16 protein-coding genes and 1 riboswitch are annotated in these 18,434 nt (G+C 63.7%); of the genes, 6 read left to right on the forward strand and 10 right to left on the reverse strand.

Features of this window, described 5'->3' with window-relative positions; translation table 11 throughout:
* Nucleotides 1-83 precede the first annotated feature (83 nt).
* Nucleotides 84-1,304 (forward strand): lytic murein transglycosylase, encoded by a 1,221-nt coding sequence (locus tag ACTIFE_RS14690; RefSeq protein ID WP_439529908.1) that lies wholly within the window; start codon nucleotides 84-86, stop codon nucleotides 1,302-1,304.
* Between the two features lie 245 nt (nucleotides 1,305-1,549).
* Here ACTIFE_RS14690 and ACTIFE_RS14695 read toward each other — a convergent pair whose 3' ends face one another.
* Both ACTIFE_RS14695 and ACTIFE_RS14700 read right to left on the reverse strand, forming a co-directional pair.
* Nucleotides 1,550-2,878 (reverse strand): M16 family metallopeptidase, encoded by a 1,329-nt coding sequence (locus tag ACTIFE_RS14695; RefSeq protein WP_439529909.1) that lies wholly within the window; start codon nucleotides 2,876-2,878, stop codon nucleotides 1,550-1,552.
* 25 nt (nucleotides 2,879-2,903) lie between these two features.
* Nucleotides 2,904-4,334 carry a M16 family metallopeptidase gene (locus ACTIFE_RS14700; RefSeq protein WP_439529910.1) on the reverse strand — a complete coding sequence of 477 codons (1,431 nt, stop codon included), beginning with the start codon at nucleotides 4,332-4,334 and terminating at the stop codon, nucleotides 2,904-2,906.
* A 323-nt stretch (nucleotides 4,335-4,657) separates the two neighbouring features.
* Between ACTIFE_RS14700 and ACTIFE_RS14705 the strand changes: the two genes are divergently transcribed.
* Nucleotides 4,658-4,861 (forward strand): SlyX family protein, encoded by a 204-nt coding sequence (locus tag ACTIFE_RS14705; RefSeq protein WP_439529911.1) that lies wholly within the window; start codon nucleotides 4,658-4,660, stop codon nucleotides 4,859-4,861.
* Nucleotides 4,862-4,915: 54 nt separating this feature from the next.
* On the opposite strand, the gene ACTIFE_RS14710 is transcribed toward ACTIFE_RS14705, so the two are convergent.
* Together ACTIFE_RS14710 and ACTIFE_RS14715 are read right to left on the reverse strand one after the other, a co-directional pair.
* Nucleotides 4,916-5,929, reverse strand: coding sequence for a hypothetical protein (locus ACTIFE_RS14710; protein WP_439529912.1), 1,014 nt, complete (start codon nucleotides 5,927-5,929; stop codon nucleotides 4,916-4,918).
* Nucleotides 5,930-6,040: 111 nt separating this feature from the next.
* A complete protein-coding gene (locus ACTIFE_RS14715) occupies nucleotides 6,041-6,769 on the reverse strand; it encodes a YoaK family protein (RefSeq protein WP_439529913.1) in 729 nt (242 codons plus the stop codon).
* Nucleotides 6,770-6,915: 146 nt separating this feature from the next.
* Nucleotides 6,916-7,027, forward strand: a riboswitch (SAM-I-IV-variant riboswitch).
* A 47-nt stretch (nucleotides 7,028-7,074) separates the two neighbouring features.
* Between ACTIFE_RS14715 and ACTIFE_RS14720 the strand changes: the two genes are divergently transcribed.
* Entirely contained in the window at nucleotides 7,075-7,383 is a 309-nt protein-coding gene (locus tag ACTIFE_RS14720; protein WP_439529914.1) for a hypothetical protein, read from the forward strand.
* Between the two features lie 176 nt (nucleotides 7,384-7,559).
* On the opposite strand, the gene ACTIFE_RS14725 is transcribed toward ACTIFE_RS14720, so the two are convergent.
* From ACTIFE_RS14725 to ACTIFE_RS14745, 5 genes are all read right to left on the reverse strand, one after another.
* A complete protein-coding gene (locus ACTIFE_RS14725) occupies nucleotides 7,560-7,916 on the reverse strand; it encodes an acyl-CoA thioesterase (RefSeq protein ID WP_439529935.1) in 357 nt (118 codons plus the stop codon).
* 96 nt (nucleotides 7,917-8,012) lie between these two features.
* The gene (locus ACTIFE_RS14730) at nucleotides 8,013-8,702 is read right to left on the reverse strand and encodes a Crp/Fnr family transcriptional regulator (protein ID WP_439529915.1); all 690 of its coding nucleotides are present in this window, start codon (nucleotides 8,700-8,702) and stop codon (nucleotides 8,013-8,015) included.
* Between the two features lie 208 nt (nucleotides 8,703-8,910).
* Entirely contained in the window at nucleotides 8,911-9,708 is a 798-nt protein-coding gene (locus ACTIFE_RS14735) for a ChbG/HpnK family deacetylase (protein WP_439529916.1), read from the reverse strand.
* A 113-nt stretch (nucleotides 9,709-9,821) separates the two neighbouring features.
* Nucleotides 9,822-11,369: a glycosyltransferase family 39 protein gene (locus ACTIFE_RS14740; RefSeq protein WP_439529917.1), complete on the reverse strand. Its 1,548-nt coding sequence runs from the start codon at nucleotides 11,367-11,369 to the stop codon at nucleotides 9,822-9,824.
* Nucleotides 11,366-12,457 (reverse strand): glycosyltransferase, encoded by a 1,092-nt coding sequence (locus ACTIFE_RS14745; RefSeq protein ID WP_439529936.1) that lies wholly within the window; start codon nucleotides 12,455-12,457, stop codon nucleotides 11,366-11,368. Before ACTIFE_RS14745 ends, ACTIFE_RS14740 begins: the two co-directional genes overlap by 4 nt.
* A gap of 310 nt (nucleotides 12,458-12,767) precedes the next feature.
* On the opposite strand from ACTIFE_RS14745, the gene ACTIFE_RS14750 reads away from it, so the two are divergent.
* Nucleotides 12,768-13,229, forward strand: a complete 462-nt coding sequence (locus tag ACTIFE_RS14750) for a group III truncated hemoglobin (protein WP_439529918.1) — start codon at nucleotides 12,768-12,770, stop codon at nucleotides 13,227-13,229.
* A gap of 24 nt (nucleotides 13,230-13,253) precedes the next feature.
* Here ACTIFE_RS14750 and ACTIFE_RS14755 read toward each other — a convergent pair whose 3' ends face one another.
* Complete coding sequence (locus ACTIFE_RS14755; RefSeq protein WP_439529919.1) at nucleotides 13,254-13,865, reverse strand: TetR/AcrR family transcriptional regulator; 612 nt, start codon at nucleotides 13,863-13,865, stop codon at nucleotides 13,254-13,256.
* A 302-nt stretch (nucleotides 13,866-14,167) separates the two neighbouring features.
* Between ACTIFE_RS14755 and ACTIFE_RS14760 the strand changes: the two genes are divergently transcribed.
* Nucleotides 14,168-15,289, forward strand: a complete 1,122-nt coding sequence (locus ACTIFE_RS14760) for an efflux RND transporter periplasmic adaptor subunit (RefSeq protein ID WP_439529920.1) — start codon at nucleotides 14,168-14,170, stop codon at nucleotides 15,287-15,289.
* Nucleotides 15,290-15,293: 4 nt separating this feature from the next.
* Entirely contained in the window at nucleotides 15,294-18,422 is a 3,129-nt protein-coding gene (locus ACTIFE_RS14765; RefSeq protein WP_439529921.1) for an efflux RND transporter permease subunit, read from the forward strand.
* Nucleotides 18,423-18,434 lie beyond the last annotated feature (12 nt).

An 18,434-nucleotide genomic window follows, 5' to 3' on the forward strand; every position in this document is an offset into this window, starting at 1 on the left:
GGTGCCGTCAACTGCGCATGACTTTCGCGCGATTGACGGTGCCCGCCATGCCTTTTTCACATCGCCCAGCTTTTCAGTGCCCTTTGCCCCTCCAACCGGATGCCAGGCGCCGTGCTGGACGCAACACCGGCCTGCTGGTTGCCGGCCTGTCGGCCCTGCTCCTGTCCGCCGCCACGGCCGAGGCCGATACCCCGTGCGGCGGTGACTTCAAGGCGTTCCTCGCCGGCGTGAAGGCCGAGGCCGTGGCCGACGGCGTTCCGGCAACTGTCGCAGAACGGGCCCTGGCACAGGCACGTCTCGACAAGCAGGTCATTTCCCGCGATCGCGGCCAGGGCGTCTTTCGCCAGACCTTCCTCGAATTCTCGGCCCGCTCCGTCTCCTCGGCAAGGCTGAAACACGGGGCCAACAACATGGCCAAATACGCCAAGGTGTTCGAGCGGGCGGACAAGGAGTTTGGCGTACCGGCTGCGGTCATCACCGCCTTCTGGGGCCTGGAGACCGACTTTGGCGCGGTGCAGGGCGACTTCAACACCTTCAACGCCCTGGCAACGCTGGCGCATGACTGCCGCCGGCCGCATCTGTTCAGGCCGCAGCTCATTGCAGCCCTGCACATGATCGCCCATGGCGATCTGGATCCGGCCACGACGACCGGGGCCTGGGCCGGTGAAATCGGTCAGGTGCAGATGCTGCCCGACGACATCATCCGCCACGGCGTCGATGGCGACGGTGATGGCCATGTCAACCTCAAGACATCCTCACCGGATGCGATCCTGACCGCCGCAAAATTCATCGCCTCGCTCGGCTGGCGCAAGGGCGAGCCCTGGCTGATCGAGGTTGCCGTTCCTGCCGACCTTCCCTGGGCCGAGACCGGCCTTGGCCGGGAAAAGACGCTCGCCGACTGGTCCAGGCTCGGGGTTTCGTCGCGCGGGGCGAAGCTGCCCTCCCCCTCGCTTCCGGCCAGCCTGATCCTGCCGCAGGGCCGCAAGGGGCCGGCCTTCCTCGTCTTCCCGAATTTCTCGATCTATCTGCGCTGGAACCAGTCCTTCGTCTACACGACCAGCGCCGCCTATTTCGCCACGCGCCTCGCCGGCGCCCCCAAGCTCACGCCGGGCTCACCGGAGACGGGTCTTTCCGTGGACGAAATGAAAGCGCTGCAGACGAAGCTCGCCGCCCGGGGCCACAACGTCGGCAAGGTCGACGGTATCCTGGGTTCGGGAACACGCGCGGCCGTACAAGCCGAACAATCCCGCCTCGGCCTGCCCGCCGACGGCTGGCCGACGGCGGCGCTGCTGGGGCGGCTGTGATCTGGAAGGACCAGTTTGCGGATGCCCCTCCTCCGTCGTCATCCCGGGCGCAGCGAAGCGGAGACCCGGGACCGGTGAGCCATGGCCTTTCCAACTTTGACAAATTGAAAAACCTAGACCTCGACTCTCCGGTCCCGGCTTGAGCTGGCGCTCGTCCGGAATGACGCCTGCTCGCCAAGCGGCTTTCGGCCCCATGAACGCACGCCTAGATGCGTGGGTTCATGGGAGATTGTCACCGCTTTCGCTCAGCTGGCAGCCGGGCCGACGGTGACGACCAGAGGTGCCGCGTTTTCCAGCAGGCGCTTGGCGACGCGCTTGACGTCATCGAGGGTCACCGCCTCGATCTCGGCATTGCGCCGGTCGAAATAGTCGATGCCGAGCCCGGATGTCTTCAGGGCAACGAGTTGCCGGGCGATCTTGCTGGAGGTGTCGAAACGCAGGGCATAGGAGCCAGTGAGGAAGGCCTTGGCCTTGGCCAGTTCCTCTTCCGTCGGGCCTTCTTCTGCCATCCGGCGGAACTGCGCCAGGATGATGTCCAGCGTTTCGCCGGCCCGGTCCGCACGGGTCGCCGCCGAGGCGAACAGCAGCCCGGTGCGGGCATAGGGCACGAGAGAGGACCCCGCCCCATAGGAAAGGCCGCGTTTCTCGCGCACCTCTTCATAGAGCCACGAAGTGAAGCTGCCACCGCCCAGGATGTGATCCATGACAAAGGCCGCCTGGAAGTCCTTGTCGTCGCGTTTCAGGCCGGGCACACCGATGAGGATCGTGGTCTGCGGCACATCCATGGTCCGGGCAATGCGCTCACCGGTCTTCGCCGTCACGTCGGCCACCGGCGGCAGGCTGCCTTTCTCCGGCAGGGCGCCGAACACCGTGTCGAGCAACGGTGCCAGCGTCTTGGCGTCGATCGCCCCGACAACGCCGATCACCAGCCCTTCACGAACGAACAATTTCTCACGCTGCGCCTTCAGGTCCTCGGGCGTCAGCGCGGTCATGCTTTCAAGGGTGCCATCGCCCGGACGGGCATAGGGATGGCCGGGGAAGGCCGCTTCCATGAAGCTGCGCGAGGCAACCGCATCCGGATCCTCCTCGGCCTGCTTCAGGCTGGCGAGGATCTGCGCCCGCATACGCTCGACTGCATCTGCATCAAAGCGCGGCGCGTTGACAGCAAGGCGCAGCATCTCGAAGGCCTCGTCGCGCGTGCCAGTCAGGGTGCGCAAGCTGCCATAGGTCTGGTCACTGCCGGCGTCAAAGCTGACGCTGATCGCCAGCTCTTCCATCCGCGCCTGGTAAGCAGCCGAATCGAGATCGCCCGCCCCTTCATTGAGCGAGGCAGCCATCAGCGAGGCGGCGCCCTCCTTGCCGGCAGGATCCTGCGCCGATCCGTTATTGAAAGCGAAGTTGACGGCGATGATCGGCAGGGTCTGGTCTTCCACCAGCCAGGCCTCGACGCCGCCGGGGCTGATAACGCGCTGGATTGTGGTGGCCAGTGCCGGCCAACCACCGGCGATCAGCAGCGCGGATCCGACAAAGGCGATGCGGGCCGGCCGCTTCAGAAAATCAAGGGAATGAAACATGGGGCGGTCCTTCTCGGGATCAGGGTCAGGACTTTTGTCCGGCCGGCGTGACGACGCTGGCCGAAGGCTTCAGGAGATGATCCTGGTCCGGCGGCGTCAGATAGCCCGTAATCGGGTCGGCACTGAGATAGGCTTTTGCAACTGCCTGGATGTCGGCAGCGGTCACGGCAGAGATCTGGGCCGGCCAGGTCTGGACGTCCTCGATGCTCTGGCCACTGGTCAGGGCTGACCCAAACAGGCGGGCGAGACCCATCTGGCTGTCCTGCGCATAAATCGCCGAGGAAACGAGGCTGTGCTTGGCCCGCTTGAGTTCGTCCTCGCCGATGCCGTTTGCGGCAATGTCACGGATCGCTGCTGTAAACTCGGCCTCAAGGTCCGCAAGGGTCGCCTCGCCACGTGGTGAGCCATAGAGCATGAAACGGGTGTTATCGAGCGCGGTGTCGAGGTAATAGGCGCCAATACTGACGGCAATCTGCTTGTCGAGAAATGCCGACTGGTACAGCCGGCTCGTCGGCCCGCCGCCGAGGATCTGCGCCAGCAGTTCCAGCGCTTCCGGCTCGTTTGCCTTGCCCGTCGCCTGGCTGGGAACCAGCCAGGTCCAGGAAACCGTCGGCTGACGCACACGCTCGTCTTCCAGATGCACCGACCGGCGGCCGGCGAGCGGGGGCTCGGCCGGGCGCAGACGGGCTTCCGGTTCTGCCCGGCGCTCCACCTGGCCATAAGTCGCCTCGGCGAGCTTGCGCACCTCATCGGCATCAACGTCCCCGGCGACCACGAGAACGGCATTGTTGGGCGTGTAGAACCGGTCGTAGAAGTCGATGGCCGACTTGCTGTTCAGCGCCTCGATCTCGCTCTGCCAGCCGATCACCGGTGAACCATAGGGGTGGTTGACATAGGTCACTGCCGAGAGCGCCTCCTGCAGGCGCGAGGACGGATCGCTGTCGACCCGCATGCGTCGTTCCTCCAGCACCACATCGCGTTCCGGAGCAACGACCTCGTCGGTGAGGACGAGGTTCTGCATCCGGTCGGCTTCCAGTTCCATCATCAGGGGCAGATGTTCCTTGGCCACGCGCTGGAAATAGGCCGTGTAATCGTTGCTGGTGAAGGCATTTTCCTGGCCGCCGATGCTGGCAACCGTTGCCGAGAACTCGCCGTTGGGTCGTGTCTCGGTGCCCTTGAACATCAGGTGTTCCAGGAAATGCGCCACACCGGACTGACCGGCCGGCTCATCCGCAGCCCCGACCCTGTACCAGATCATATGGGTGACCACCGGCGCGCGGCGATCCGGGATCACCACCACCTCAAGCCCGTTGGGCAGCGTGAAGTGGCTGAGATTGGCTGCAATGCGCGCCGGCTCGGTACCTTGCGCAAGGGCGATAGGGGCCAGCGGCGACAGCAGGGTAGCCGACAGGAGGGTTGCGGCAAGGCAACGGCGAAAGGCGGCGTTCATCCGCATGGATCTCGGTCTCCCGGTCTGGCGCAGCCGAAGCAGCTGCGCGCGCTCGAAACAATGGCGTGATCCTGAATATGGGCGGGCAAGAGGCAGCGCGAAGTTAAATTTTCGTCATCCGCCGGTTTTCCGTCCCAAGTCGCTGCGCGCCTTGATGGGGAAATGGAACATCCGCATCGTTCCGTCGGGTGGATCCTTGCATGCTCCTCGGATGGGGGCCTGGTCTGCCGGGATCCGGTGTCGGATCCAACGCTTTCCCCATCTTGTCCTGACATGGAATTCGGCGTAGGCGATTTGCGGTCCAATCAAGTCAACACGCGGGAGCCGTCATGATCGAAGAGCGGATCGAGAAGCTGGAAATCGACCTCGCCCACGCCAATCACACGATTGACGAGCTGAATGCCGTTGTCATCGAGCAGGGCAAGCAGATCGACCGGCTGACGCGCAAGCTGATGGACATGACCGACCAGATCGAGGAACTGGTGGAAAGCGGCCTGCCGACCCACCGCGTCGACAAGCCGCCGCATTACTGAGCCAGACATTATGGCCCGGATTCAGGCCAGTCTCAGGTCTGTTTCAGGTCTGTTTCAGGCAGCCACGAAGCCGTTGATCATGGCGGCGATCACGCCAGCCTGGTTTGCCGTCACCTGCAGTGAGGCAAGATTGCGGTTGTAGACCGGGAAACTGCGGAAATAGTCGCGCGGATAATACTGGTCCCCGGCCTGGATCATCGGGCCAGTGACCGCCACCCCGTGCAGGCCCGGATAGGAAGCACGCTGCTGGAAAGTGCCGAGCCGGGTGAAGTTCGCCCAAATCGTGCCACCTGCCACATTGCCCGCCGGACTGGGATAGACTTGCGCCTGATAGTAGGCGCGGAGGTTGTTGACATCGATCAGACTGTGGCCGACATGCACATTCGCCCGGTCGTTCGGGATCAGGGCCAGGGCGTTCCCAAAGTTGTTACCGGTCGCCTGCGCCGTGGCAACCTGGTTGGCGGCAATGGGGAAATCCATCAGGCACAGGGGCCGATAGCGCTTGTTGACATCGCTGCCGAAAAAGGCGCTCTTCCAGCCGGAGCGCTTGAAGGCCCAGAACGTGCCGGCGAGATCACCTGCGGTGACATAGACGACGCGGGTCAGGCCGGTCACATTGCTGGCTGCATTGGCATTGACCAGTTCGTCGGTCGTGATCAACTGGGCAACGTTCTGAAGGGCCGCCAGGGTCTGCGCGAAATCGGTTCCCGAAACTCCCAGCCGCACATAGACATAGTATTTGCTCTTGTAGACCGGGTCAGCCACCGCCTCCCAACTGCTCGACAGCGCGTTGCGCGGGTTCTGCATATCGCCCAGCAGACCAGCAACCGCGAAATACAGCCGCGTGCCGGCCGTGGTTGCAACAAAGCCATGCTCGTGCAGCGGCCGCAGCCGCAGCGTGTTGTTGCTGATCGCCGAGCCATAATAGACGCTTGGCATCTGCGCCGGCGTCAAAGCGAGGTGATTGAGATAATCTCCGGCATCCGCCGCCGGCTCGAGGCGTACCGTGCCGAAACCGGCGTTGTTTGCGTTGATCATCATCAGGCTGGGGTCGTCTTGTGCCGGCATGGGCGGGTCCTCATGACTGCGGGAGGTTGCGCCTCCCGATCTGGACAGGGTCATGAGTGGAGACGCGCGTTACGCGCGGCTGTGACGCCATGAAGGCACAAAGCGGACCGCTCAGCCTGGGGCCAATTCCGGGCGCTGCGCTGCAGCCATCACCAACAGGATCACAACCGGCAGCAGCAGGGCCCAGAACCCGAGATGCATCATGCCGAAGCCGGCCATCAGCCCCCCGCTGACGAAGGCCAGGATGACCTGCGCGTGCTGGATCGCCCGCGCCCGCGCATCGGTGACCTGGTCCGGTGCCGCGGGGGTTGTCGCGAGCCAGCCGGACACCAGTCCGGCTATCAGCCGCATTGTGTTGCCAGTCATGAAAGTGGTCGGGGCATGGTAGCTTAGCAGCTCGCTCATGATCACGTTCTGCAGCGACATGGCGAGGGTCGAGATCACGACAGCAGCGATGGTCGCCATTGCAAGCGGGTGCTCCAGCGGCCCAGCCAGCAGGGCGACCAGCATGAAGCAAAGGAGGATCGCCGCCTCCAGCGTCAACAGCGGGGCAAGACGCAGGCGGCCGGCCGCCTTGAGACGAACAACCAGTTCATACCATCCAAGCGTTGCCGCGAAGAAGGTCGCAAGGACAACGAGTTTCAGCTTTGCATCATCCGGCAAGGTGAAGATTTCCGTGCACAGAACCACAAGCGTACCGGTGACAAAGGCAGTGAAGGTGTGAAACAGGCCCAGCACGCAGATGACGTCGACATAACAGGCGCAAAACGCCAGCATCATGGCCGCCGGAGGCTTCGCCGGATCAAACAGCCCAAGCTTGCCCGCCTGTTCACCACCCATGCGCCAGTCCTCCCGCCGGTCGAATTGTCTGAAAGTGGCTTGGCGACGTTAAGGAGTTGTTGACCAGCTCGGGCAAGGCTCAAGAAAAGCTTGAGGATGTGGCCCGGTGAAGTTCTTGACCCAACTCAGTACTCATGGCATAAGCGCCCCATCATCAAGAGTAGGGCTGGCGCCCTCGCCAACCTGCCCGGCCGGGCAAGGTGGTCTCCGCAGAGGGATGTGGCTGGAAACTCGTTTCCGGCAACCAAGCGGTCCGGTACTACAATGCGCCAGTCCTCCTCGGGCAACCGATGGAGGATTTTTTAATGTCGAACGAGAGTAAGGCCATGACCGTTTCTCCCCTCCTTGTCGTTTCCGGGGTGCAGCCGGCTGACCTGGGCGTTTTTCCCGCCTATGACCAGCTGACCACCTCGGAGTTTTATGTCCTGCAGCGCCTGCGCCAGTTCAAACTGCGCTCAGTCCTGCGCCGTCCCCATGCGCCGCTGACCTCAGAGATGCGCAAGACCCGGATTGAAGGGCTCATGTCCCTGTGGAACTCCGGGTGTTCGAAAGCCATCGACGAAAATCTCTACGCCGATCTCGAGCGTCGCGCCCGGCAGATCCTTCGCGGATAAGCCGCACCAGACCCTTTTCCCAGATCAAGTCCGTTCCATTGCACGCTGCAAAGCGATGCGGGGCGACAGATGTTGCCGGGGCATGCCCCGGTAACCGGTAGCGGCTGCGCACCAGTTCGCCACAGCCACGACAGAGCCAGTGAAGGGGCGCCGGCCAGCCGCGCCCCAACTGGCCGTTATTCGACTGCGGTTCCTTCCGGCGGTACCGGCACCGGCCGGCCGTCGTCATCCACGGCCACAAAAGTGAAGGTGGCTTCCGTGACCTTTTCCCGGCGGCCAAACCTGTGGCGCAACGCCCAGGCTTCCAGGTTGATTTCCATCGACGTGCGCCCGACCCGGCCGACGCGCGAATAGACGCAGAGCACATCGCCCACATGCACCGGCCGGATGAACTTCATCTTGTCGACTGCAATGGTCACCACACGGCATCCGGACCGTTGTCCGGCGGCAATGCCGCCGGCCAGATCCATCTGGGACAGCACCCAGCCGCCGAAAATATCGCCAGCGGCGTTGGTATCGGCCGGCATGGCCATTGTGCGCAGGGTCAGGTCGCCGCTCGGGGCTTCGGTTTCATCAGCGGCCACGGCCACGGCAGATCTCCATTTGAGGTGTCTTGATCGGGGGGAGGCTCAGAGCGTTGCGGCCTTTTGCAGGATTTCCGGTCTCTCCAGACAATAGTAGCCAGAGATCCGGGTGATCGTGCCAAGCCGCTTCCAGTCGTTGAGCACGCGGCTGACGTTCTCGCGCGCGGCTCCCGCCATGTTGGCGATTTCCGACTGGCTAAGCTTGTAGTGGATGAGGATACGGCCGTTGTCGAGCGGCTTGCCGAATGTCTCGGACAATTGCAGCAGCGTCTGAGCCACCCGGCCCGGCAGCGGCAGGAACGAGCGGGCCGCCAGCACGTCGTTGGAATGGCGCAGCCGTTTGCCGACGATCGACAGCATATGCCGGTAAAGTTGCGGGTTTTCATCGGCGAAGCGCTCGAAGGCTTGCTTGTCGATGAAGGCAAGGCGCGCGGCCTTCAGGGCCGAGACGGTCGCCGAGCGCGGTCGGCCATCCAGCAGCGCCAGTTCGCCGACCAGATCGCCCGGCCCCAGCACGGCCAGCAGTTGTTCGTCCCCCTCGACCGAGAGGATCGACACCTTCAGCGACCCTTCCAGAATGGCATAGCAGCCATTGCCGGGATCCCCCGCCTCGAACAGAATCGCCGCCGCATTGACCTTCATCGGCCGCGCCAGCTTGCTGAGCCCGTCTGCAAGTTCGCAGGGCAGGCCCTGCAAGGTGAAACTGTTTTCCAGAAAGCCAGCGAGATCCGCCACGGCTGATGCCCCCACAGCACGTCTGTCATCGGCCAGCGTCAGGAGTGCCGGCCCCGCACTTCTGTGACCTGTATCACGTGCACTGTCTCAAACTCGGCCTATATGTACAAGCAGGGAAGCAACAGACCTCCGGCTTCCTCCAACGTCCGTCCAAAGGACAGGTACGAAAGGCAGCCCTTCCCCGCGGGCTGCTTTTTCGTTTGCAGGGTCAGTAGAGAAAGATGTCCTTCTCGGCGAGGGTATTGAAAAACGTCTGGCTCGCCAGCACGCGCCTTTGCACCTCGCGCTGTTCCACCTGCGTCTGCCGCTCGAGCCGGCGCAGGCGGTCATCGGCTTCCCCGGGCCGGCAGACGACCACTGCCCTGTCCGGCAATCCATCGAAATGCAGCCGCAATGCTGCCTGCAACGCCGCCTCGTCCTCCAGATCCGGCAGCCGCGGTCCGCAGGGCAGCGTGTCAAGACCGTGCCGCGCCGCGAAGCGGGCAAACCGCCGCGCTTCCCAGCCATCGGCCTGAGGGTAAACCAGCAGCGGAAGGGGGGCGACAGACTGGTTCTCCAGCGCCGCCAGCAGCAGCCGCGCCACCGGGCGATGGCGTATCAGGCCGTTGCGCAGGGTGAGGAATTGCGGCGCCGCGCCCCAATAGTCCTGAAACCGCACAATCTGGGCCTCAAGTTCCGCGACAATCACTTCATCTGGCAGAAGCCCGGTCACAGACCTGCGCGCATACCAGGCTGGAGATTTGAAGGCCTCGCCGAACGTCGACAGCCAGCGCTGGCTCTGAGGCTTGAGGCCTGGCCCGCTGAGCACGGCCGTCAGCCCGACCAGGCCATGTCCGCCGACCTCGTCGGCCACCTCGCGCAAGGGCTTGTATTCGCGGGTCCACAGGTCAGATGCGACAAGACAGCCGACAGCGCTAAGTCGGCCCTTCGACAGAAGATCGCGCAATGCCCGGTCGATACCGAAGGCAAGGCCATAGTCGACCGCCGCAAGCGTGATCCGCTTCATGTCTGCCCCCACTCGCATGCCGCTGCGAGACCCCTGCCTTTCTGACTACGGCATTTCCAGGGGAAAAGGCAATGATTTCTGCAGGTTCAGGTCCAGGAGCCGCGCTACCCCTGTCAGGGTGCGTTGCCGGAAAGCCACGTCTGCGGGTTGATCGGCTCAAGCGGGACCCGCACCGGATTCGCTAGCCTGTAGACGACCAGATCTTCGAGCGGCGTTCCCAATACGCTTCGGGTCAGGGTCGCAACGGGCGTCACCTCCCCGTAAAGTGCTTCCAGCTTGACCCTTTCATCGCGGCGGGCTTCTGCGACATAGAGCCCGGTCGCTGCCAGCCGTTCCCGGTCGGGCGGGGGCATCATCACATAGCGGATGCGCTCGGTGAGCTGGTTGACCGGCAGGCCGGCGTGGCGCAACCCATAGGCCAACTGGCCGGTCAGGCCATAACCGGTGGTCGCCACATAGGCCGCGCCTTCCTGCGCCGCAATCCGCTCGACCTCGCCGGTGATTTCAGGCCAGCCGCGCAGCTGGAATGTCGGATCCTTGCGCGCGAACCGGCCGGTAAAGGCATCGACGGCGTGCAACTGCACCACGATCCCAAGCGTCAACCCGATCCCGATCGCGGCAATCGCGACCCCGCGCCAGATCCGCCCGGTCTGGCCGCTGATGAACACCGCCGCCATCACGCAGGCAACCGGGAACAGGGGCGCCGGCCAGTTGCCCTGCACCCGCGAGTGCAGCGCATGGAACAGAAGATAGGCCAGGAACGGCAGCGAGGTCAGAAGCAGCAGCCCGGCCGCCCCGTTGTCGTGCCGCAGACGCCGCGCCAGCAGCCCGGCACCGGCGACGGCCGGCACCGCGATCAGCGGATTGAGCAGGCCCACAAAAGCGCCGATGAATTCGAACATGTATTTGCTCGTCCAGCCGCCGCCGCGGCCGGCACGGCCGAACTGCTTGTAGAACGAGGCCCAGTCGTGGGCGTGGTTCCAGACAAGCGCCGGGGCGAACACGGCAATCGCCAGCGCACCGCCTGCCCAAAGCTGCCAGCAAAGGAGCCAGCGCCGGGCCGTGGGAACGGCCAGCAGCCACAGCACGATGCCAACGCCAAGGAAAAGCACCGAGTATTTCGACAGCAGGCCGCAGCCGGCGAACAGGCCCACGGCCAGCCACCAGTTGGCCCGACCGGACACATGCAGTTCCGCCAGCGCCCAAAGCGCCAGACCCCAGAACAGCACCGAGGGCGCATCCGGCGTGATCAGGATCCCGCCAATGCCGACCAGCAGCGTCGCATTGAGAAACAGCACCGAGAGGCCCGCGACCTTGCGGTCAAACAGGATGTCCGCCATCCGCCACAGCGCCAGCGATCCAACGGCCGCCGACAAGACCCCCATCAGCCGAAGGCCCAGCGCCGTGTCACCGGCCACCGCCTGGCCGAGCCAGATCCACCAGCCGACCATCGGCGGATGATCATAGTAGCCAAGGGCCGGGTAGAGTCCCCAGAGCCGGTAATAGGCCTCGTCCTCGACCAGTCCGGCATTGTCCGCGCTCCACAGACGGAACACGGTCAGAAGAACGACCACCCCCAGCACGAACCGCGGCGCCAGCCAGGCCGGCAGGTCACCGCCGCCATGACGGTGCGCGGCGGCGCCAGGGTACGGGCCGCTCATGCCTTGCGCCAGGTGAGCACCGACGAGGCGGCGTAGTTCCAGACCGCGCCCATGGCCGCACCGGCCGTGCCGGCCAGCCACCAGACCGGCTCGTTCTCGTAGATCAGATTGGCGACGCCGACATTGGCCAGCACCCCGACGCTGCACACTGCGTAGAAGGTCAAGAGGCCGCGGAGCATCGCCAGGCCGGTGAGGCGGCGATCCCGATAGGTCAGTTGGTTGTTGAGCGCGAAATTGGTCGTCATCGCGACAAAGGTCGCCAACGTCTGCGCCACGTTGAAATCAAGCCCCAGCCCGAGCATGGAGCCACGCAGCGCAAACAGATGCACCAGCACACCGCTGGCCCCCACCAGCGAGAACATCAGGAAGCGGACCGACACGAGGTCGCCGAAAAATTTAGACACCAGCAAACCCAGGTAATCGAACGTCACGAGCGTATCGAGCTTGCTCTCGCCCTCGCGCCGCTCGCGGAAAACAAAGGGAAACTCGACGATGCGCAGGCGGCCTTCGCCGCTCGCCACGATGTCGAGCAGAATCTTGAAGCCTTGCGCCGAGAGTTTCGGCGCCAGCTCGTCGACGATGGGACGGCGCAGCATGAAGAACCCGCTCATCGGGTCGCTCAGCGTCACCTTCAGCAGCTTCTGTGCCAGCGCATTGGCAAGGTTGGAGCCGGCCGCGCGGATTTTCGACAAGCCCTCGCCGATGGCACCGCCTTCGGCCTTGCGGCTTGCCACTGCCAGGTCCACGTCGCCGGCCTTCAGCGCCGCCAGCATCCGTGGCAGCAAGGTTTCGTCATGCTGCAGGTCCGCATCCATCACCGCGACAAACGGAGCGGAGGAGGACAACATGCCTTCGATGCAGGCGCCCGCCAGACCGCGTCGACCGACCCTGCGGATGACCCGCACGCGCGGATCCGTCGCTGCGATCTCACGGGCTGCGGTGGCCGTTCCATCGGGCGAGTTGTCGTCGACAAAAACCACCTCGAAGGCAATCCCCGCAAGAGCCTTCTTCAGCGCATCAACGATCAGCGGCACATTGGCGCGCTCGTTGTAGGTGGGCAGCACGACCGTCAGTTCAGGAACCACCATGGATCCGGCCGGGGCCGGGGCAGTTGCCGCGCCGGCCTGATGCAGGGAACTCACTTCCATGGAGACGGTCCGTTCGTCACGTTGAAAGGCCTCGCCGCCAGGGGGAGGCCACTGGCCAATTGCGCGCGGAACATAGCCAAAAGGCCGGGTTTTGCAAGCAGAGCCCGTCTGGCCGCGCTTCTGGCCTCCTGTCTGCCGTTCGATCTGGCCGAGCGGCGCATTGTCGCGAAGCCCTGTTCCTGCTCGCCAGGTCCGCTGGCGACCGGTAGGCTGATATCGTCCGCCGAGTGCAGCAGCAGAAAGCCATTAGATGGAACAAGTCGACATCCGCCCCGCTGTCCAGCGCGTTCCGCTGCATGGGTCCATCACCCGCGAGCACATCGCCACACTCGTCGACAGCTTCTATCTGCGCATCCAGGCCGATGCTCGCCTTGGCCCCATCTTCGACGCCCGGATGGCCGGTCACTGGGACGTCCATCTCGACAAGATGAAATTGTTCTGGGCCTCCGTGCTGCTCAAGAGCGGCGAGTACAAGGGCCGTCCCGTTCCGGCGCACATGCAGATGAAGGGCGAAGTCGAGAGCGACGACTTCCGGCTCTGGCTGGACCTGTTCCGTTCGACGGCGCACCAGGTCTTCTCCGACCCCGAAGCGGCAACTGTCGTCATCCGTCAGGCGGAGAAGATTGCCACCAGCCTGTGGCTTGCCATGCTGGGCTCGCCCTTCGACCGCCCGCCGGCCTTCCTGTTCGAAACGGCAGAAACAAGACCGTGAGTCGCGCCCCCTGTCTGGCGCGTCCTAGCAGGGGGACGAGCAGCAGCTCGGCGGTGCCGCAAGGAGCTTGGAAAACAGCTCAAGCCGGGCTTCGAGCTGAGCCTGGCTGAAATGCTTCAAGCCGAACAGTTTCAGATACCAGACGCCCTCAACCGCGAGGAAGGCGAGTTCCGCCAGATCAGGGGTCTCGCTGGTGGCGCGCAGTTCGGCAAGAAGGCGCTCATTGTGCAGGCGCACCGGTTCGAGCAGTCCGGGTTCTTCGGCAATGGCAGCCACAAGCCCCATGGGAGCCTGGGTCTCCATGCACAGATCCTGCGAGACGGCGGTGAGATAGGCCCGGATCAGGGCATTGGGCTGCCGGTCCCGGGTCAGATCGGCGTGGGCAGCGCGGATGGCCTCGGCAAGTTGCGCCAGATGACGGGCGACCATGGCCTGCAGCAATTCGGACTTTGACGGAAAGTGATACAGAAGCCCGCCCTTTGACACGCCGGCGCGCTCGGCAACCGCATCCAGCGACAAGCGGCGGGCGCCATCTTCAAACACAACATCCATGGCAGCATCGACCAGCCGCTCACGGGTCTGTTCCCGATTGCGGGGGATCCGCTTTCCCGATGCCCTGCCTGTTTCGCTCGTCACGCTCTACCTTGCCTGTTTCCCAGGGACATGTCCCGTCCTAGCACCCTGCATCACAGCGCGTTCCCACATCGAAATATGCAGACCGGCAGGTGCAGGCCGGCAATGTTTGCGTACTTCTGATGCGGAACGACACTTGACTTTACCGTCCAGACGGTAAAGTTAGCAAGTCTGGATCGGACCCATATGCGCAGATTCACGTCTGTGTCGTGTCTGTCGTTCCACTCTGTTATAAAGATCGCGTGCCCGTCCGGGTGCCCGGTTTGCTCTCTTGCGCGGCGCATTCAGCCGCATGGCCAGGTTCCATGATCATTCGTTTTCTCCTTGCCCTTCTCGTCGTTGCAGGTCTCGGCTATGGCGCTTTCTGGTTCGTCGGTTTCAAGGACCAGATGATCGCTGCCTATTTTAAGCAGCCGCGGCCGCCGGTGACAGTTTCCACAGTTGATGTGAAGCCGGAAGAGTGGACACCGGGCATCGAGGCGATCGGTACGGTCAAGGCCCGACAAGGCGTCGAAGTCCCAGCTCGCACATCGGGGATCGTCAAGTCTGTGCTCTTCACGTCCAACCAGGAGGTGACCAAGGACACGCTCCTGGTGCAACTCGACGACGAGACCGAGCAGGCCGACCTGATCGCGGCAAAGGCCAATGTCGAACGTGACAGCCAGGCCCTAAAGCGCACCTCGACCCTGACCGATCGCGGCTTCAACTCCACGTCCAACCTCGACAACGCGACCGCTGCGCTCGACGCATCGCGCTCGCAGCTCGAGCGCGTGCAGGCCGCCATCAACCAGAAGCAGATCGTGGCGCCCTTCTCCGGCACCATCGGCATTTCGCGCATCGATGTCGGCCAGTATGTTCCGGCCGGCACGGCCATTGCCACGCTGCAGGACCTCAAGATCATGAAGGTGGACTTCACCGTCCCCGAGCAGCAACTCACTGAGGTCAAGATCGGCCAGTCTGTGCAGCTCGGCCTCAACGAAGGAAACTACACGCACACCGGCACGATCACCGGCATCGATCCGAAGATCGATCCGCAGTCACGCCTGATCTCCCTGCAGGCCGAGGTCGACAACACTGACGGCGCACTCTACCCGGGCCAGTTTGCCTTCGTCCGTGTGGTGCTGCCGACCGAACAGGATGTCATTGCCCTGCCGCAGACCGCTGTGGTGCAGAGCCTTTACGGTGCCTATGTCTTCAAGGTCGTCGAGGAAGCAAAAGATGGCGAGGCGACGGCGAAGCAGCAGATTGTCCGCCAGGTGTTCGTCACGCCAGGTCGCCGGTTCGGTGGCCGGATCGAGGTCAAGACAGGACTGACTGCCGGCGACATCATCGTCAGCGCCGGCCAGAACAAGCTGACCGTCGGCAATCCGGTCGTGATCGACAACACGGTCAACCCGGCCCCGGCCGAGATGAAGATCGGGGGCTGAGACCATGAATTTCTCCGAGATCTTTATCCGACGGCCCGTGCTGTCGACGGTGGTGAGCCTGCTGATCCTTCTGATGGGCGCGCAGGGCATCCTGAACATGTCGATCCGCCAGTACCCGAAGATCGAGGAAACCGTCATCACGGTGAACACGATCTTCGTCGGCGCCAGTTCGGATCTCGTCCAGGGCTTTATCACCACGCCGATTGCCAAGGCCGTGGCTTCGGCCGAGGGCGTCGACTACGTCTCCTCCTCGAGCACCCTGGGCCTGTCCACCGTGTCAGTGCACATGCAGCTGAACACGGATCCGGACAAAGCCCTCACCGAGATCATCTCCAAGGTGCAGCAGGTGCGCGGGCAGTTGCCGACGGAAGCGGAAGATCCGGTGATCCAGAAGGGCACCGGCCAGTCCTTCGCCATCATGTACCTGTCCGTCCTGTCTGACGTCATGTCGCCGCAGGAAATCACCGAGTTCACCTCCCGTGTGATCCAGCCGCAGCTGACCATCGTCAACGGTGTCGCCGACGCCCAGATCCTTGGCGAGCAGACCTTCGCCATGCGCATCTGGATCGACCCGATCCGGCTCGCCTCGCGCAATGTGACGGCGGCCGAGGTCCTGGCCGCGATCCAGCAGGCCAACTTCCTGTCGGCACCGGGCAAGACAGAGAACGAGTTTTTCGCCTACCAGATCGAAACCAAGACGACGCTGCAGTCTCCGGAGGCCTTTGCTGACCTGCCGGTGCGCTCGGACGGCATCGACGTCGTGCGGCTGCGGGACGTGGCGCGTACCGAACTCGGCTCGAAGAGCACCGACACGCGCGTGTCGTTCAATGGCCAGGGCGGCATCTTCCTCGGCATTATGCCGACCCCGTCGGCCAACCCGCTCGACACAGCCCAGGGCGTGCGTGAGGCCTTGCCGAAGCTGCAGGAAAACCTGCCGCAAGGCATGTCGCTGAATGTCGTCTATGATTCGACCGAGTTCATCAGCGCCTCCATCGAGGAAGTGTTCAAGACCATCGGTGAAGCCGTGGTCATCGTGATCCTCGTGATCCTGCTGTTCCTCGGCTCCTTCCGGGCGGTGCTGATTCCCATCGTGACAATCCCGCTGTCGCTGATCGGCGTGTGCTTCTTCCTCTGGGGGCTCGACTATTCGCTCAACACCTTGACCCTGCTGGCCATGGTGCTGGCCATCGGCCTTGTGGTGGATGATGCCATCGTGGTGGTGGAGAACATCCACCGCCATCTGGAAGAGGGCCTGAAACCGCTGCAGGCGGCGATCGTCGGCATGAAGGAGATCTTCGGGCCCGTGGTGGCCATGACCATCACGCTTGGAGCGGTCTATGCGCCAATTGGCTTTGCATCGGGCCTGACCGGTGCGCTGTTCCGCGAATTCGCCTTCACCCTAGCCGGCGCCGTGTTCATCTCGGGCTTCGTCGCGGTGACCCTGTCGCCGATGATGTCGGCCCGGCTGCTGTCATCCGAACAGTCCAGGTTCCAGAAGTTCGTCGACAAGGTCTTTACGGGACTTGCCAACTGGTATGGTCGACGGCTGCTTTCCTCCTTGCGGTTCAAGCCGGCGATGCTGCTTCTCGTCCTGGGCCTGATGGGCACCACAGGCTACATGTTCACAAAGACCTCGTCGGAACTGGCTCCGGAAGAGGATCAGGGTGCCCTGTTCGCGGTGGTCAACGCCCCGCAATATGCAACCTCGGACTATACCCAGCTCTATACGGACCAGTTCTACGCTCTCACCGACGACGTCCCGGGCGTCGAGGCGCGGTTCCAGATCGTTGGAACCGGAGCGACCAACTCGGCCTTTGCCATCTGGGTGCTGAAGCCCTGGGGGGACCGTGAGGTCAGCCAGAAGGACGTGCAGCAGCAGGTCCAGGCCGGTCTGCGCAAGTCGGCCGGGGTCGAGGCCTTTGTGTTCTCTCCGCCGTCGCTGCCGGGTTCCGGTGGCGGCCTGCCGATCCAGTTCGTTCTGCAGTCCACCGGATCGGCCGAGCAGGTCTATGAGGTGGCAGAGCGGATCCGCCAGAAGGCCATGGCCTCCGGGCAGTTCATCGTCGTGCAGAATTCGATGTCCTTCGAAAAGCCGCGCGCGACAATCCTGATCGACCGCAACCGGGCGGCAGCCCTGGGTGTGCCGATCTCCGCCATCGGCCAGACGCTGAATATTCTCGTCGGCAATGGCTCGGTGTCGAAGTTCGACCGCGACGGGCGTGCCTATGACATCATTCCGCAGGTCGACAAGGACTTCCGCATGAACCCGGAACTCCTCGGCGAGCTTTATGTCCGGGCCCAGGGCGGCGCCATGGTGCCCCTGTCATCGGTGGTGACCATTGTGACCGATGCTACCGCTGTCTCGGTCGAGCAGTTCAACCAGCTCTATTCGGCGACGCTCTCGGCCCTGCCGATGCCGTCGGTGACGACCGGTGACGGCCTCGCCACCCTGCAGCAGATCGCGGGCGAGGAGATGCCGGAAGGCTTCTTCGAGGATTATGCCGGCCAGTCACGCCTCGAAGTCAAGGAAGGCAACACGATCCTGGTTGCCTTCGCCCTTGCCGTCGTCGTCATCTACCTGGTGCTGGCAGCGCAGTTCGAGAGCTTCCGCGATCCTTTCGTGATCATGATGTCCGTGCCGCTGTCGATCTTTGGCGCCATCGTTCCCCTATTCCTTGGGGCCGGTACGCTGAACATCTACACCCAGGTCGGCATGATCACACTGGTCGGGCTGATCACCAAGCACGGCATCCTCATGGTAGAATTTGCCAATGCTCAGCGCGAGCTGCATGGCATGACCAAGCTGGAGGCCATCGTCGAGGCCGCGCGCGAGCGCCTGCGTCCGATCCTGATGACCACCGGCGCCATGGTGCTGGGCGTCGTGCCGCTGGTGCTCGCCGATGGCGCGGGCGCAGCCGCCCGCTATTCCATCGGCCTCGTCATCTGCGCCGGCATGTCGGTTGGAACGCTGTTCACCCTGTTCGTCGTGCCGATGTTCTACATGTATATCGGCCATGGCGACCGCGCGCATGACGCGGACGAGGATGCTCCCTCGCCCGCCGGCCACGCTCCCGCGGCCCACGCACCTTCGGCCCATGCCGTTACGACAGCAACGGACCCGGCCAAGGCCTGATCCGACCCGCCG

The organism is Pannonibacter sp. (assembly GCF_051860505.1).
GTDB lineage: Bacteria > Pseudomonadota > Alphaproteobacteria > Rhizobiales > Stappiaceae > Pannonibacter.

Bases quoted from the DNA above. Each gene is read 5' to 3' on its own strand.
- ACTIFE_RS14720 (WP_439529914.1), top strand. From the start codon at position 7,075: ATGTCGAACGAGAGTAAGGCCATGACCGTTTCTCCCCTCCTTGTCGTT.
- ACTIFE_RS14745 (WP_439529936.1), bottom strand. From the start codon at position 12,457: ATGGTGGTTCCTGAACTGACGGTCGTGCTGCCCACCTACAACGAGCGC.
- ACTIFE_RS14710 (WP_439529912.1), bottom strand. From the start codon at position 5,929: ATGCCGGCACAAGACGACCCCAGCCTGATGATGATCAACGCAAACAAC.
- ACTIFE_RS14695 (WP_439529909.1), bottom strand. From the start codon at position 2,878: ATGTTTCATTCCCTTGATTTTCTGAAGCGGCCGGCCCGCATCGCCTTT.
- ACTIFE_RS14750 (WP_439529918.1), top strand. From the start codon at position 12,768: ATGGAACAAGTCGACATCCGCCCCGCTGTCCAGCGCGTTCCGCTGCAT.
- ACTIFE_RS14700 (WP_439529910.1), bottom strand. From the start codon at position 4,334: ATGCGGATGAACGCCGCCTTTCGCCGTTGCCTTGCCGCAACCCTCCTG.
- ACTIFE_RS14765 (WP_439529921.1), top strand. From the start codon at position 15,294: ATGAATTTCTCCGAGATCTTTATCCGACGGCCCGTGCTGTCGACGGTG.
- ACTIFE_RS14715 (WP_439529913.1), bottom strand. From the start codon at position 6,769: ATGGGTGGTGAACAGGCGGGCAAGCTTGGGCTGTTTGATCCGGCGAAG.
- ACTIFE_RS14735 (WP_439529916.1), bottom strand. From the start codon at position 9,708: ATGAAGCGGATCACGCTTGCGGCGGTCGACTATGGCCTTGCCTTCGGT.
- ACTIFE_RS14760 (WP_439529920.1), top strand. From the start codon at position 14,168: ATGATCATTCGTTTTCTCCTTGCCCTTCTCGTCGTTGCAGGTCTCGGC.
- ACTIFE_RS14725 (WP_439529935.1), bottom strand. From the start codon at position 7,916: ATGGCCATGCCGGCCGATACCAACGCCGCTGGCGATATTTTCGGCGGC.
- ACTIFE_RS14740 (WP_439529917.1), bottom strand. From the start codon at position 11,369: ATGAGCGGCCCGTACCCTGGCGCCGCCGCGCACCGTCATGGCGGCGGT.
- ACTIFE_RS14705 (WP_439529911.1), top strand. From the start codon at position 4,658: ATGATCGAAGAGCGGATCGAGAAGCTGGAAATCGACCTCGCCCACGCC.